The following is a 16,523-nucleotide window of genomic DNA, read 5'->3' on the forward strand; positions in this document are numbered from 1 at the left end:
CATCGAACCATCGACAAACGATCGGCCGCTCACGACGACTTCATCGCAAGCGGCCGCCGCCCTCCCTTTAGAACTTCCACAGCAGATTGCCGTACAGCGCGTGATCGCTGATGTTGCCGCCGAGCTGGCCGCTATACGACAGGCCGATCGACAGGTTCTTCGTCACGGCCGCATCGACACCGACCTCGAGCACGGCCGCATCGCGCGCGATCGGCACGCCGACCACGCTGAACGGTGCGCCGCCGCTCGCGAACGACAGCGTCGAACCCGGCTGCGTGTTGCCGAACGCATGCCGCCAGCCAATCGTGCCGAAGGTCGTGATCTTGCCCTTCGTCGTGACCGCGACGTCCGTCGACGCCCGCACGCCGAGCGTCGAGAAGCCGAGGCCCGTCGTGTCGGAATCGCCCTGCAGCGCCGCCGCGCCGCCGTTCTCCTTGAAGCCGCCGGTGTGCAGGCTCGCATACGCGAGCCCGACGAACGGTTCGAGCGCGACGTTGCGAATCGCCGTCGAGTAGCCGATCTCGGTGAACACCTGCGTCGCGCTCGCGTCGTAGCTCGCGGTATCGTGATCGGCGAAGCTGCCGAACGACGGATTGCGCGCGCTATGCACGCGGTACCACGACTGCGACACGCCGCCGCGCACGTTCCACGCGTCGTATCGGCCGCTGGCGTACAGCGCGATCGTCCCGCCGTTGACCTTCGCCGACTCGTTCTGGTCGGTATTGAGCTGGCTGCGCGACGCGCCGCCCGCGATACCGACGCGCCAGTGGCTGCTGACTTCCGCATCCGTACCGACGATGAAGCCGTACAGGTTGCGATCGATCGAAGCGACGCCGTCGCCGTCGAACCGGCTATGCGAGCCGTACAGTCGGCCCCACACCGCGGGCTTGTACGACTTGGCCGGCGTGCAGCCGTTCTCCGCGGCCATGCGCCGGTCGAGCGCCGCCGCGTGATCGTCCGCCGACACCGGCGCCTCGCATCCGCAGAGCGCCCCGCCCGGCTGCGAACCGAGCCGTGCACGATCGAGCACCGCGTCGCGCACGTAGCGGCTATCCGACAGCAGCACGCTTCGCGTACTCGGATACAGATCGCCGGCCAGTTGCGTGAACGCGCGGTTCGCGGTCGGCGCATCCGACGTCAGCACCGTATCGAACAGCGGGTTGCCGGCGCCGAGCGTGCCGACCGCGCCCGCCACCGCTTGCCCGTCGGGCGTCGTCGCGACCGACGAGAACGGCGTGCCGTTCGGCGCCAGCGACATCAGCACCTGCGCCGGGTTGTACGTGAGCGTCGGCGTGAGGAACGCATACGTCGAGTTCACCGCGCTGAACTGCCCTTGCACGCCCGCGCCGGCATTCACGATGGTGTAGAGCTTGCCCGGCTGGTATTGCCCGGTCGCCGCGACGACCTGTACCGACCCACCGTTGAGCGCGGCGGAGCCGGTCACGTCGAGGCCGCCGCTCTGTTGCGGCGTGGCGCCGACCTGCAGCGTCGAGCCGGGCTGGAAGGTCGCGTTGCCCGCGACCTTCAGCGGCTGCCCGAGCTGGAGGACCGATGCGGTGCCGCCGCCCGATACGACCAGGCCGCCGATCGTGCCCGTCCCGGTGACGGTCGCGCCGTTGCCGACCGTCACCGGCGAGTTGGCCAGCGAACCGGTGACGGCGAGCGTGCCGCCCGTCACGGCGGTCGGCCCCGACAGCGTGTTCGTGCCGCTCAGCACCTGCGCGCCCGTGCCGGCCAGCGTCAGCGGGCCGGTACCCGACAGCGTGCCGGCGAACGTGCTGGTGCCGGCGGTGTTGACCGTCAGCGGTGTGCTGCCGAGATTCACGTTCGAGCCGGTCGTACCCGACAACGTGCCGATCGCCTGCGGCGCGGCCGCAGCCGCCAGGTTCAGCGTCGCACCGCTGCCCGCGAGAATCACCGGGCTCGTCGGCGCGAGACTGCCTGCGCCGGCGAGCGCGAGCGCGCTGCCGCTGCCGATCGTCGTGCCGCCGGTGTACGTGTTCGCGCCGGTCAGCGTCTGCGTGCCGCCGCCCTGCACCGCGAAGCCGCCGGTGCCCGCGATCGTGCCGCCGAAGGTGCCACCCGTCGGACCCGCCACGGTCAGCGTATTGCCACCGAGATTCACGGTCGAACCTGCCGCGCCCGACAGCGCGCTCGTCGTCTGCGGCGTCGTGGCCGCGCCGACGTCGAGCGTCGCGCCGTTGCCGGCCAGCGTCAGCGCGCTGCCGGCCGACAGGCTGCCGCTGCCGCCGACCGCGAGCGTGCTGCCGTTGCCGATCGTCGTGCCGCCCGTGTACGCGTTCGCGCCGCTGAGGGTCGTCGTCGACGGGCCGCTCACCGCCAGGTTGCCGCCGCCCGAAATCGGCCCGCTCAGGCCGAGGTTGTTCGCGCCGCCCACCGTCAGCGTCGAACCCGTGCCGAGATTCACGGCATTGGCGAGCGTCGTGCCGGGCACGCTGGTCCCGAGCGTGCCGCCGTTGCCGCCCACAGTCAGCGTGCCGCTGCCGAGTGCGGTCGACGTTCCGGCCACCAGCGTGCCGCCGCCCGTGACGCTGGTGCCGCCGGTGTAGGTGTTGGCGCCGGAAAGCGTCGTCGTCGCGGGGCCGCCGAGCGCGAGCGTGCCGCTGCCGGAGATCGGGCCGCTCAGGCCGAGGCTATGGGTGCCGCCCACCGTCAGCGTCGACCCCGTCCCGAGGTTCACCGCATTGGTCAGCGTCGTGCCCGGCGTGCCGGCGGCCAGCGTGCCGCCCGCGCCGCCGGTGTTCAGCGCGCCCGTGCCGAGCGCCGTGTTGCTGCCCGCGATCAGCGTGCCGCCACCCGTCAGGTTCGTGCCGCCCGTGTAGGTGTTGGCGCCCGTGAGCGTTTCGCTGCCCGTACCCGACAACGTGAGGCTGCCGCCCGCGCCGGCGATCGTGCCGCCGAACGTGCCGCTGCCCGCCCCGCCGAGCGTCAGGTTGTTGCCGCCGAGGTTCACCGTCGAACCCGCGACGCCCGACAGCGCGGTCGTCGTTTGCGGCGTGGTCGCACCGCTGACGTCGAACGTTGCGCCCGCACCGGTCAGCGTCAGCGGGCTGCTGCCGGACAGACTGCCGCCCGCGCCGATCGCGAGCGTGCCGCTGTTGATTGTCGTCGCCCCGGTGTACGTGTTGGTGCCCGTCAGCGTTTGCGTGCCGCTGCCCGACAGCGTCAAACCGCCCGTGCCGGCCACGGTGCCGCCATACGTGCCGTTACCGGAACCGGCCAGCGTCAGCGTGTTGCTGCCCAGATTCACGGTCGAACCCGACACACCCGACAGCGCACCCGTCGTCTGCGGCGTCGTCGCGGCACTCAGGTCCAGCGTGGCCCCCGTGCCCGCGAGATCGAGCGCGCTGCCCGCCGACAGGCTGCCGCCCGCGCCGACGGCCAGCGTGCTGCCGTTGCCGATCGTCGTGTTGCCGGTGTACGTGCCGGCGCCGGTGAGCGTCGTCGTCGACGGGCCGTTCACCGCGAGATTGCCGCTGCCCGAGATCGCGCCGCCAAGGCCGAGGTTGTTCGCGCCGCCGACCGTCAGCGTCGAACCCGCGCCGAGATCGATCGCGTTGGTCAGCGTCGTGCCGGCCACGCTCGTGCCCAGCGAGCCGCCCGCGCCACTCGTCGTCACCGCACCGGTGCCGAGCGCCGAGCCGTTGCCGGCCAGCAGCGTGCCGCCGCCGGTCAGACTCGTGCCGCCCGTGTACGTGTTCGTGCCGGTCAGCGTTTCGGTGCCCGTGCCCGCCAGCGTGAGGCTGCCCGCGCCCGCGATCGTGCCGCCGTACGTGCCGCTGCCGGAACCGCCGAGCGTCAGCGCATTGCCGCCGAGGTTCACGGTCGAACCCGACACGCCCGACAACGCACCCGTCGCCTGCGGCGTCGTGGCCGCGCTCAGATCGAGCGTCGCGCCCGCACCGGCCAGATCGACCGCGCTGCCGCCCGACAGGCTGCCGCCCGCGCCGACCGCCAGCGTGCTGCCGTTGCCGATCGTCGTGTTGCCGGTGTACGCGTTGGCGCCAGTAAGCGTCGTCGTCGACGGACCATTCACCGCGAGGTTGCCGCTGCCGGAAATCGCGCCGCCCAGGCCCAGGTCGTTCGCACCGCCAATAGTCAGCGTCGACCCCGCGCCAAGGTTCACCGCGTTGGTCAGCGTCGTGCCGGCCACGCTGGTGCCGAGCGTGCCGCCCGCGCCGCTCGTGTTCAGCGTACCCGTGCCGAGCGCCGAGCCGTTGCCCGCGATCAACGTGCCGCCACCGGTCAGGCTTGTGCCACCCGTGTACGTGTTGGCGCCATTCAACGTTTCGGTGCCCGTGCCAGCCAGCGTCAGGCTGCCGCCTGCACCGGCGATCGTGCCGTCATACGTGCCGCTGCCCGTGCCGCCGAGCGTCAGGCTGTTGCCGCCGAGATTCACCGTCGAGCCGGCCACGCCCGACAGCGTGCCCGTCGTCTGCGGCGTCGTCGCGCCGCTCAGGTCGAAGGTTGCGCCCGCACCCGTCAGGCTCACGGGTGTCGTTCCCGACAGGCTGCCGCCCGCGCCGATCGCCAGCGTGCCGCTGTTGATCGTGGTGGCGCCCGTGTACGTATTGCTGCCCGTCAACGTCTCCGTGCCGGTGCCCGACATCGTCACGCCGCCCGTGCCGGCGATGTTGCCCGCGTACGTGCCGCTGGCCGACCCGCCGAGCGTCAGGTTGTTGTTGCCCAGGTTCACGGTCGAACCCGCCACGCCCGAGATCGCGCCCGTCGATTGCGGCGACGCGGCGCCGCTCAGGTCGAGCGTCGCGCCGGCCGTCGTCAGGCTGACCGGGCTGCTCGACGACAGGCTGCCGTTGCCGCCGATCGCGAGCGTGCCGCTGTTGATCGTCGTCGCGCCCGTGTACGTGTTGGTGCCGGTCAGCGTTTCGGTGCCGGTGCCCGACAACGTCAGGCCGCCCGTGCCGCCGATCACGCCCGCATAGGTGCCGCTGCCTGCGCCGCCGAGCGTCAGCGTGTTACCGCCCAGGTTGACGTTCGTGCCCGTGCCGCCCGACAACGCGCCGGTCGTCTGCGCCGAAGTGGCGGCGCTCAGGTCGAGCGTGGCGCCGGTGCCGGCGAGGTCGATCGCACTGCCAGCCGACAGGCTGCCGCCCGCGCCGACCGCGAGTGTGCTGCCGCCGCCGATCGTCGTGCTGCCGGTGTAGGTGTTCGCGCCCGACAGCGTCGTCGTCGACGGACCATTCACCGCGAGGTTGCCGCTGCCGCCGATCGCGCCGCCGAGGCCGAGATCGTTCGCGCCGCCCACCGTCAGCGTCGAGCCGCTGCCGAGATTCACCGCGTTGGCAAGCGTCGTCCCGGGCGTGCTCGCGGCCAGCGTACCGCCTGCGCCGCTCGTGTTGAGCGCCCCCGTGCCGAGCGCGGAACCGCTGCCCGCGATCAGCGTGCCGCCGCCGGCGAGAGTCGTGCCGCCCGTGTACGTGTTGTTGCCGGTCAGCGTTTCGGTGCCGCTGCCCGACAGCGTGAGGCTGCCGCCCGCGCCGGCGATCGTGCCGCCGTACGTGCCGTTGCCCGTGCCGCCGAGCGTCAGGTTGTTGCCGCCAAGGTTCACCGTCGAGCCGGCCACGCCCGACAGCGAGCCCGTCGTCTGCGGCGTGGTCGCGCCGCTCACGTCGAACGTCGCGCCCGCACCGGCCAGGTTCACCGGGCTGCTGCCCGACAGGCTGCCGCCCGCGCCGATCGCGAGCGTGCCGCTGTTGATCGTCGTCGCGCCCGTGTACGTGTTGTTGCCGGTCAGCGTTTCGGTGCCGGTGCCCGACAGCGTCAACCCGCCCGTGCCACCGACCGTTCCGCCGAACGTACCGTTGCCCGAACCGCCGAGCGTCAGCGTATTGCCGCCGAGATTCACCGCCGAACCCGCTGCGCCGGACAGCGTACCGGTCGTCTGCGGCGACGTGGCCGCGCTCACGTCCAGCGTCGAGCCCGCGCCGGCGAGATCGATCGCGCTGCCCGACGACAGGTTGCCGCCCGCGCCGACCGCGAGCGTGCTGCCGCCGCCGATCGTCGTGTTGCCGGTGTACGTGCCGGCGCCGGTGAGCGTCGTCGTCGACGGACCAGTCACGGCGAGATTGCCGCTGCCGCCGATCGCACCGCCGAGCCCGAGGTTGTTCGCCCCGCCGACCGTCAGCGTCGAGCCCGAACCGAGATTGATCGCATTGGTCAGCGTCGTGCCTGCGACGCTCGTGCCGAGCGTGCCGCCCGCGCCGCTCGTGTTCAGCGCGCCCGTTCCGAGCGCCGAACCGCCGCCCGCGATCAGCGTGCCGCCGCCGGTCAGGTTCGTGCCGCCCGTGTACGTGTTGTTGCCGGTCAGCGTTTCGGTGCCGCTGCCCGACAGCGTGAGGCTGCCGCCCGCGCCGGCGATCGTGCCGCCGTACGTGCCGTTGCCCGTGCCGCCGAGCGTCAGGTTGTTGCCGCCGAGGTTCACGGTCGAACCCGCCACGCCCGACAGCGTGCCCGTCGTCTGCGGCGTGGTCGCACCGCTGACGTCGAAGGTCGCACCCGCACCGGCCAGGTTCACCGGGCTGCTCGCCGACAGGCTGCCGCCCGCGCCGATCGCCAGCGTGCCGCTGTTGATCGTCGTCGCGCCGGTGTACGTGTTGGTGCCGGTCAGCGTTTCGGTGCCGGCGCCCGACATCGTCAGCCCGCCGGTGCCGCCGATCGTGCCCGCATAGGTGCCGTTGCCGGTGCCGGCCAGCGTCAGCGTGTTGCCGCCGAGGTTCACGTTCGTGCCCGTTACGCCGGACAGCATGCCGCTCGTTTGCGGCGTGGTCGCCGCGCTGATGTCGAGCGTCGCGCCCGTGCCGGCGAGATCGAGCGCGCTGCCCGACGACAGGCTGCCGCCCGCACCGACCGCCAGCGTGCTGCCGCCGCCGATCGTCGTGTTGCCGGTATAGGTGTTCACGCCCGTGAGCGTGGTCGTCGACGGGCCGCTGACCGACAGGCCGCCGCTGCCCGAGATCCCGCCGCCCAGCCCGAGATCGTTCGCACCGCCAACGGTCAGCGTCGATCCCGCGCCGAGATTCACCGCATTGCCGAGCGTCGTGCCTGCCGTGTTCGTGCCGAGCGAGCCGCCCGCGCCGGTGACGTTCAGCGCGCCCGTGCCGAGCGCGCTGCCGTTGCCGGCGATGAGCCCGCCGCCGCTCAACGTGGTGCCGCCGTCATAGGTGTTCGTGCCGGTGAGCGTCGTGGTGCCCGCGCCGGTCTGCGCGAGGCCGCCGCTGCCGGAAATCGTGCCGCTCAGCCCGAGATCGTTCGCGCCGTTCAGCCCGAGCGTCGCGCCCGCGCCGAGCGTGACCGCGTTGCCGAGCGTCGTGCCGCTCACGCTCGCGTTCAGCGTGCCGTTGCCGGTCACGTTCAATGCGCCGGAACCGAGCGCCGTATTGCTGCCGACGCTCAGCCCGCCGCTGCTCAACGTCGTCCCGCCGCCATAGGTGTTCGCGCCGCCGAGCGTGGTCGTGCCCGAGCCGGACTGCACCACGCCGCCTGCGCCGGAAATCATGCCGCTCAAGCCGAAGTCGAACGCGCCGCCGAGATTCAGCGCAGAGCCGGCGCCCAGATCGACGGCGTTCGCCAGCAGCAGGTTCGCCGTGCTCGCGTTGAGTGTGCCGCCGCTGCCGGTGACGCTGAGTGCGCCCGTGCCGAGCGCCAGGTTGTCGCCGACCGACAGGCCGCCGGCGCTCAGCGTCGTGCCGCCCGTGTAGGTGTTCGCGCCGGTGAGCGCGGTCGTTCCGCTGCCGGTTTGCGCGAGGCTGCCGCCGCCTGCGATGATGCCGCCGAGGCCCAGATCGTTCGTGCCGCCGAGCGTCAGCGCCGAGCCCGTGCCGAGAGTCACTGCGTTGTTCAGCGTCGTGCCGGCAACGCTCGCGGCCAGCGTGCCGCCCGCGCCGGCGACGTTCAACGCGCCGGTACCGAGCGCCGCTCCGCTGCCGGCGACCAGCGTGCCGCCGCCGGTCAGGTTCGTGCCGCCCGTATACGTGTTGGCCCCGGTCAGCGTTTCGGTGCCCGTGCCCGCCAGCGTCAGGCTGCCGCCCGCGCCCGCGAGCGTGCCGCCGAACGTGCCGCTGCCGGCGCCGCCGAGCGTCAGGCCGTTGCCGCCGAGATTCACCGTCGAACCGGCCACGCCCGACAGCGCGCCGATCGTCTGCGGCAGCGCTGCACCGCTCAGGTCGAACGTTGCACCGGCTCCGCCCAGATTCACTGCGCCGCCTGCCGCGAGGCTGCCGCCCGCGCCGATCGCCAGCGTGCCGCCGTTGATCGTCGTGCCGCCCGTGTAAGTGTTCGCGCCGGTCAGCGTCTCCGTGCCGGTGCCGGACAGCGTCAGCCCGCCCGCACCGCCGATCGTGCCGCCGAACGTGCCGTTACCGGCGCCGCCGAGCGTCAGCGTATTGCCGCCGAGATTCACCGCCGCGCCGGCCGTGCCGACCAGCCCGCCCGTCGTCTGCGGCGACGTGGCCGCGCTCAGGTCGAGCGTCGCCCCCGTGCCGGCCAGATCGAACAGGCTGGCGCCCGACAGGCTGCCGCCCGCACCGACCGCCAGCGTGCTGCCGTTGCCGATCGTCGTGTTGCCGGTGTACGTGCCGGCGCCGGTCAGCGTCGTGATCGACGGGCCGTTCACCGACAGATTGCCGCCGCCCGAGATCGCGCCGCCGAGGCCCAGATTGTTCGCACCGCCAACCGTCAGCGTCGCGCCCGCGCCCAGATTCACCGCATTGCCGAGCACGGTGCCGCCCGCGCTCGTGCCGAGCGTGCCGCCCGCGCCCGTCACGTTCAGCGCGCCGGTGCCGAGTGCGCTGCCGTTGCCCGCGATGAGCCCGCCGCCGCTCAGCGTCGTGCCGCCCGTGAAGGTGTTCGCACCAAGCAGCGTCGTCGTGCCGGTGCCGGTTTGCGCAAGACTGCCGGCGCCCGACAGCACGCCGCCGAGGCTCAGGTCGGCCGCGCCGTTCAGCCCCAGCGCCGCGCCAGCGCCGAGGTTCACCGCATTGCCCAGCACGGTGCCGGCGACGTTCGTCGCGAGCGTCCCGCCCGCGCCGCTCACGTTCAGCGCACCGGTGCCGAGCGCGCTGCCGTTGCCGGCGATCAGCCCGCCGGCGCTCAACGTCGTGCCGCCCGTGTACGTGTTCGTGCCGCCGAGCGTCGTCGTGCCCGAGCCGGTTTGCGCAAGGCTGCCGTTGCCGGCGATCGTGCCGCTCAGGCCGAGATCGTTCGCACCGTTCAGCCCCAGTGTGACGCCGGTACCGAGATTGATCGCGTTGCCGATCGTCACGCCCGGCACGCTCGCGCCGAGCGAAGCCGAACCGTCGACATCGAGTGCGCCGAGGCCGAGCGCCGCGCCGCTGCCGACGAGCAGGCTGCCGCCCGTCAGCGCCGTGCCGCCCGCATACGTGTTGTTGCCGGTGAGCGCCTGCGAGCCGGTGCCGGAAAGCGTCAGCCCGCCCGCCCCGCCGATGTTGCCGGCGAAGACGCCGCTGCCGCTGCCGGCCAGCGTCAGGTTGTTCGCGCCGAGATCGATCGCCGAACCCGCGACGCCCGACAGCGTGCCGATCGACTGCGGCGTGGTCGCGCCGGCGATGCTGAACTGCGCGCTCGCACCCGTCAGGTTCACGGGGCTCGACGCGGCGAGACTGCCACCCGCGCCGATCGCCAGCGTGCCGCCGCCGATCGTGGTGCCGCCAGTGAACGTCTCGGCCGCGGTGAGTGTCGTCGTGCCCGGTCCGTTCACGGACAGGCCGCCGGTACCGGAAATGATCCCGCTCAGCCCGAGATCGTTCGCACCGCCAACCGTCAGCGCCGCACCCGCGCCGAGCTGAATCGCGTTGCCGAGCACCGTGCCGCCGACGGTCGTACCGAGCGAGCCGCCCGCGCCCGTCACGTTCAGCGCGCCCGTGCCGAGTGCGCTGCCGTTGCCGGCAAGGATGCCGCCGCCGCTCAGCGTCGTGCCGCCCGTGAACGTGTTCGCGCCGAGCAGCGTCGTGATGCCCGAGCCGATGTGTGCGAGACCGCCGTTACCGGCGATCGTGCCGCTCAGGCCGAGATCGTTCGCGCCGGTCAACGCGAGCGTCGCGCCCGTGCCGAGGTTGACCGCGTTGCCCAATGTGGTGCCGCTCACGCTCGCGCCCAACGCGCCACCCGTGCCCGTGACGTTCAGCGCGCCGGCGCCCAGCGCCGTATTGCTGCCGGCGAGCAGCGTGCCGGCGCTCAGGGTCGTGCCGCCGCCGAAGGTGTTCGCGCCCGACAGCGTCGTCGTGCCCGTGCCGCTCAGCACGAGGCCGCCGGTGCCGCCGATCGCGCCGCTCAGGCCGAGGTCGTTCGCACCGTTCAGCGTCAACGATGCGCCGTTCAGGTTGATGCCGTTCGCAAGCGCCGCGCCGGCGGCCAGATCCGCGCTCAGCGAACCGCCGAGGCCGCTCACGTTCAACGCGCCGCCTACGCCGAGCGCCGTGCCGCCGCCGACGATCAGGCTGCCGCCGCCCGTCAGGCTCGCGCCGCCCGTGAACGTGTTCGCGCCGGACAGCGTCGTCGCGCCGGTACCGCCGAGCGCCAGGCCGCCCGCGCCCGAGATCGCGCCGCTCAGGCCGAGATCGGCTGCGCCGTTCAGGCCGAGCGTCGCGCCCGCGCCGAGGTTGACTGCATTGCCCAGCACGGTGCCGCCGACGTTCGTCGCGAGCGTGCCGCCCGTGCCGACCACGTTCAGTGCGCCCGTGCCCAATGCCGCGCCGTTGCCGGCGATCAATCCGCCGCCGCTCAGCGCCGTGCCGCCTGAAAACGTGTTCGCGCCGAGCAGCGTCGTGGTGCCGGCGCCGGTTTGCGCCAGGCTGCCGTTCCCGCCGATCGCGCCGCCCAGGCTCAGATCGGCTGCGCCGTTCAGGCCGAGCGTCGCGCCCGCGCCGAGGTTGACTGCATTGCCGAGCAGCGTGCCGCCGACGCTCGTCGCGAGCGTGCCGCCCGCGCCGGACACGTTCAATGCCCCCGTGCCGAGCGCCGCGCCATTGCCGGCGATCAACCCGCCGCCGCTCAGCGCCGTGCCGCCCGTAAACGTGTTCACGCCGAGCAGCGTCGTCACGCCCGTGCCGCTTTGCGCGAGGCCGCCGTTCCCGCCGATCGCACCGCCGAGGCTCAGATCGGCCGCGCCGTTCAGGCCAAGCGTGGCGCCTGCATCGAGATTGACTGCATTGCCGAGCAGCGTGCCGCCGACATTCGTCGCCAGCGCGCCGCCCGCCCCCGTCACATGCAGCGCGCCGCTGCCGAGCGCCGCGCCATTGCCGGCGATCAGTCCGCCACCGCTCAGCGCCGTGCCGCCCGAAAACGTGTTCACGCCGAGCAGCGTCGTCGTCCCCGTGCCACTTTGCGCGAGACTGCCGTTGCCGGCGATCGTGCCGCCGAGGCCGAGGTTGGCCGAACCGGTCAGGCCCAGCGTCACGCCGGTATCGATATTCACCGCATTGCCGAGCAACGTGCCGCCGACGCTGGTGCCGAGCGTGCCGCCCGCGCCGCTCACGTTCAGCGCGCCCGTGCCGAGCGCCGTGCCGGTGCCGACGACGAGCCCGCCGCCGCCCGTCAGATTCGTTCCTCCCGTGAACGAATTGGCGCCGTTCAGCGCGAGCGTGCCGGTGCCGCTCGCGTTCAGCGCGCCGCCGCCGGCGATCGTACCCGACAGCGCGAGCCCGGTCGCGCCGTCCACCGTCAAGCCCGCGCCGAGCGTCACGTCGTTGAGGAGGTTGAGGCCGGCCGCGCCGGCCTCCAGCGTGCCGCCGCCGGCGACGATCGTCCCCACGCCCAGCCCCGCGCTGTTGTTGATGATCGCGGTGCCGCCGGCCAGCGACGCGTCGGCCGCACTCGACGCGCCGGTGATGTTCCACGTGCCGCCCTGAACCGCGAGATGCGTGAAATTGCCGTACGTATCGACCGCGATGGCGCCGCTCGCGGGGCTCCCGGTCGCGGTGTTCAGTTGCAGGTTCAGCGTATTGTTGCCGCCCAGCCCGGCATCGACGCCCAGCCCGACCGACGATCCGGTCAGCGCATTGAACGTGTTCGACGTGCCGGCGGACGCGCCGAGCGACACGTTGCCCGTCACGGTGCCGGCGTTGGTGAACGTGTTGCCGGCGCCCGCCGTCCCGCTGGGCGCGAGCACCACCGAACCGTTGATCGTGCCGCCGCTCGCGTTGGTGAAGTTGGCCTGCGCTCCGCCCGACGTGGTGACGACCTGCGCGGTGGGCCCCGCGCTGAAGCCCAGCAGGCCGGTCGTGCCGATCGTGCCGGCATTCGTGATGTTCGTCGTACCGCCGATGCCGTTGTACACCGTCAACGCCGGGCCGTTGAGCAGCGAGCTCGTCGAGCCCATCATCACGCCCGAGCTGGCGTTCGTGACGTTGACCGTGCTCGCCGACGCGATATTGCCGACCACCGTGCCGTTCGACACGAGGCTCAAGCCGGACAATGCGGGGTCGATTCTGCCGTTGTTGGTCAGCGTGACGCCGCTGCCCGTCAGCGACAGCGCGGTGCCGCCGATCAACGGCACCACGGAGACGGTCGCGCCGGGCTCGACGGTCAGGTTGAGATTGTTCGCGCCGTTCGAATAGGACGTGCTGGCTCCGCTGCAACTGACGGTCGTGGTTCCGGTGCAGGCCGCCAGCGCGTCGACGGGGACGATCCCGGCGCCGACCAGCGCGACCAGCACGCCGGTCGGAACGAGGAGCTTCGGACGTGCTTCCGCGCGCTTTTTGTTCGATCCCATGCGCATACGCATAATCACACCTTCCCATAAGAGAATCGACGACAGCGGGTATTCCGTCCACGCATTCAAAATGCCGGAGGCAAATACCGGAATACGCCATTCGATGTTTTTTGGAAAAACGCCGCCCCGCCATCAGTCCGATGCGGATGGCCGAATTAAAAACAATCAGGAATTAATCAACCAGTATTATTTAATCGGCATCTTTTACTTTTGACCCCTGCCCGGTAATTTTTTCAGTTATTGGAGACTCCTGCTTCACGGAGGTAAAGCACACGCTGACTCGTGAATCCGCACGCATGGCATCTGTACCTGTACAGATCAAACGACGAACGCGCTGTGCTCCATTTCCATCAACCCCTTCTGTCGTCGTAAACGAACACTGAATAACCGGACGCCGAATCAACCCTATTGCGAATGATTCGCGTACAGGTTTTCTGGCGCCCAATATCCGGTCCATAAGCCTCCCGGTGTGATCTCGAGACAAATATAGACACGACCCGCAAACGTTTTCCACGCGATAAACATATTTTTGTCAAAACTCAACAATCTTTCTCGAATATTCATCGATTCGTATGATGGATGTTAATTTCACGCTTTAACCGAAGCAGGGAAATTATTAAGAAAGGAAAAAAACCAGTTTCAGGGACACTGATTTATTCGCCAATCTGCTTTAATGAATTCACATCCGCCGCGCAGCGGTTTGGTTTCTCGAACGATAACGAGGTGTCCAAGGGAGAACTTCACGATGGTGACGTTGAACATCAACGACCGGCCGGCCGAGATCGATGCCGATCCGTCGACACCGGTGCTCTGGGTGCTGCGCGACAATCTCGGGCTGACCGGCACCAAGTTCGGATGCGGCACCGGCGACTGCGGCGCCTGCACCGTTCACGTCGACGGCCGCCCCGCTCGAAGCTGCACGCTGGCGCTGTCGGCGGTGGGCAGCGCGCGCATCACGACATCCGAACATCTCGCCGACGATGCGGTCGGCAAGGCGGTCCTCGACGCGTGGATCCGGCACGACGTCGCGCAATGCGGCTACTGCCAGAGCGGCCAGATGATGAGTGCGGCCGGCCTGCTGCGGAGCAACAAGGCGCCGACCGATGCCGACATCGACCGCGCGATGGCCGGCAACCTGTGCCGTTGCGCGACCTACCAGCGCATCCGCGCCGCGATTCACGATGCGGCCGGCGCGCTTGCCTGAGCCTGCCGGGAGACATTGACCATGCGTACTCGCACTGCCGGGCGCCCGGCGAGCACCGACACCCCCCACTCCGACGCTTCGCCGGCCGCCGGAACAGGTTCTCCGAAACTCGGCCGGCGCGGCTTCCTGAAGCTCACGATGGCGGCAAGCGGCTGCCTGGCGCTGGGCATCGCGCCGACCCGGGCCACGGCCGAAGCGGGCAAAGCCCCGCAGTTTTCACCACCTCAAGCATTCCTGATCATCGCGCCGGACAACACCGTGACCGTTGCCGTCAACCGCACCGAGTCCGGCCAGGGCGTCAGCACCGCGCTGCCGATGGCGCTGGCCGACGAACTCGATGCCGACTGGCGCAACGTGCGCACCGTGCTCGCGCCCGCTGGCGAGCCGTACAAGGACCCTGTAACGGGCATCCAGATGACGGCCGGCTCGACGTCGGTCAATCACTCGTTCACGCAATATCGCGAACTCGGCGCATCCGCCCGCGCGATGCTCGTCGCCGCGGCCGCGCAACGCTGGAACGTCGATCCGGCCACGTGCCGGACCGCGAATGGCGTCGTCACGTCCGGCAGCTACCGCGCGACCTATGGCGAGCTCGCGCCCGCCGCGATGGCGATGCCGGTACCGCGGCGGGTGCCGTTGAAGTCGCCGGACCAGTTTCGCCTCATCGGCAAGCCGACACCGCGCATCGACGCACGCCCGATGCTCGACGGCACGCTCAAGTACGGGATGGACTGGCGCCTGCCGGACATGAAGGTGGCCCTGGTCGCGCGCCCGCCGCGCTTCGGCGGGCAGGTCGCGAGCTACGACGCGGCGGCGGCCCGAGCCGTCAAGGGCGTGGTCGAGGTCGTCGAGATCCAGACCGATCGCGGCGGCACCGGCGTGGCCGTCATCGCGAACGGCTACTGGCCGGCCAAGCTCGGCCGCGATGCGCTGAAGATCACGTGGAAGGACGCTGGCTCGACCGTCACGTCCGCCGAACAGATGCAGGCGTACAAACAGCTCGCCGGCACGCCGGGAACCCTGGTGCGCACGGCCGACGCCGGCGGCGCGCCGCCGGCGGCCACGCGAATCGCGAAGGATTACGAATTTCCGTATCTCGCCCACGCGGCGATGGAGCCGCTCAGCTGCACGGTCGACGTCGGGCCGGCGAACTGCGCGTGCGGGATCAAGATCTGGGGCGGCTCGTCGCTGCAAACGGCCGATCGCGCCGCGGTCGCGAAAGCGCTCGGCGTCGCGCCGGAGAAAGTCCAGATCTTCACGATGACGTCGGGCGGCGACTACGGCCGGCGCTCGACCCCCACGTCGGACTACGTGGTCGAAGCCGCCCGCGTGTCCGCCGCGTATCTCGCGGCCGGCCATCTCGGCCCGGTCAAGACGATCTGGACGCGCGAGGACGATTTGCGCGGCGGCTACTACCGCCCGATGGTGCTGCATCGCGTCGACATCGGCGTGGACGGCAGCGGCGCCGTGCGCGACTGGCAGCACGTCGTCGTCGGCCAGTCGGTGCTGAAGGGCTCGCCGCTCGAGCGCACGACGATGCTCGAGCATGGCACCGATCCCGGCCTGACCGAAGGCGTCGCGAACAACCCGTACGGCTTCCCGATGCAGGTATCGGTCCATCAGACCGACGCCGACGTGCCGGTCCAATCATGGCGTTCGGGCGGCCATACGCATACTGCGTTCGTGATGGAAACGCTGGTCGACGAACTCGCGCACGCGGCGCGGCAGGACCCGGTCGCCTACCGGATGGCGCGGCTGGCCGGCCCCGAGCACGCGCCCCATCGCCAGGCGCTCGCGCTGGCCGTCGACAAGTCCGGCTACGGCACGCGCACGCTGCCGGCCGGGCACGCGTGGGGCGTCGCGATGCACGAAACGGCCGGTTCGGTCGTCGCATACGTCACGGACGTGTCGATCGAAGCGCAGCAGCCGCGCGTGCATCGCGTGACGGCCGGCGTGTATGCGGGCCGCATCGTCAACCCGACCGGCGCGCAAGCGCAGATTCAGGGCGGCGCGCTGTTCGGCCTCTCCACGACGAAGCCGGGCTTTGCGATCGACGTCGACCATGGCGCCGTCCGCAACGCCGGTTTCGCCGACTATCCGCCCGTGCGCATGCAGGAAGCGCCGCCGGTCGATGTCTTCTTCGTGCCGTCTGACGCTCGGCCGACCGGGTTGAGCGACGCCGGCGTGCCGCCGATCGCGCCGGCGGTGGCCAACGGTGCGTTCGTGCTGACGGGCGAGCGGCTGCATGCGTTACCGTTCGCGCCGATGCGGGTCGCATCGGCCACCCCCGCGATGCCGGCGGCCCCTGCGGCCGCCGTCGACGAGGACCCATACGGCGACCTGCCGGCCGGCGGCTGCCGGATGCCGCGCAAGGCCAAGCCGGTCGCGTCGAAGCCGAGGACCGATCAAAGCCACGCAGGCGTCGGCCAGGCGAGCACGGTGCCTAAATTCCTGCGGCCGAAACGGCGCGCGGGCATCCCGTGCATCGACGAACTGAAGAAAGGAACGGTGACCTAGGCGGCACGGCACGCGCCTCCGGACCAGCCGCCG

3 protein-coding genes are annotated in these 16,523 nt (G+C 71.1%); 2 read left to right on the forward strand and 1 reads right to left on the reverse strand.

All coding sequences use genetic code 11. The features are described from left to right. Positions 1–67 precede the first annotated feature (67 nt). Positions 68–12,781, reverse strand: a complete 12,714-nt coding sequence (locus KPB06_RS09280; protein ID WP_275905518.1) for an autotransporter-associated beta strand repeat-containing protein — start codon at positions 12,779–12,781, stop codon at positions 68–70. 733 nt (positions 12,782–13,514) lie between these two features. Between KPB06_RS09280 and KPB06_RS09285 the strand changes: the two genes are divergently transcribed. Further along, a complete protein-coding gene (locus KPB06_RS09285) occupies positions 13,515–13,973 on the forward strand; it encodes a (2Fe-2S)-binding protein (RefSeq protein ID WP_059577675.1) in 459 nt (152 codons plus the stop codon). 21 nt (positions 13,974–13,994) lie between these two features. After that, positions 13,995–16,490: a xanthine dehydrogenase family protein molybdopterin-binding subunit gene (locus KPB06_RS09290; RefSeq protein ID WP_275905517.1), complete on the forward strand. Its 2,496-nt coding sequence runs from the start codon at positions 13,995–13,997 to the stop codon at positions 16,488–16,490. Positions 16,491–16,523: the final 33 nt, after the last annotated feature.

The sequence above is a fragment of the Burkholderia semiarida genome (assembly GCF_029268935.1).
Lineage (GTDB): Bacteria > Pseudomonadota > Gammaproteobacteria > Burkholderiales > Burkholderiaceae > Burkholderia > Burkholderia semiarida.

Excerpts from the sequence above, each read along its gene's own strand:
- KPB06_RS09280 (WP_275905518.1), bottom strand. The coding sequence starts at position 12,781 with ATGCGTATGCGCATGGGATCGAACAAAAAGCGCGCGGAAGCACGTCCG.
- KPB06_RS09290 (WP_275905517.1), top strand. The coding sequence starts at position 13,995 with ATGCGTACTCGCACTGCCGGGCGCCCGGCGAGCACCGACACCCCCCAC.
- KPB06_RS09285 (WP_059577675.1), top strand. The coding sequence starts at position 13,515 with ATGGTGACGTTGAACATCAACGACCGGCCGGCCGAGATCGATGCCGAT.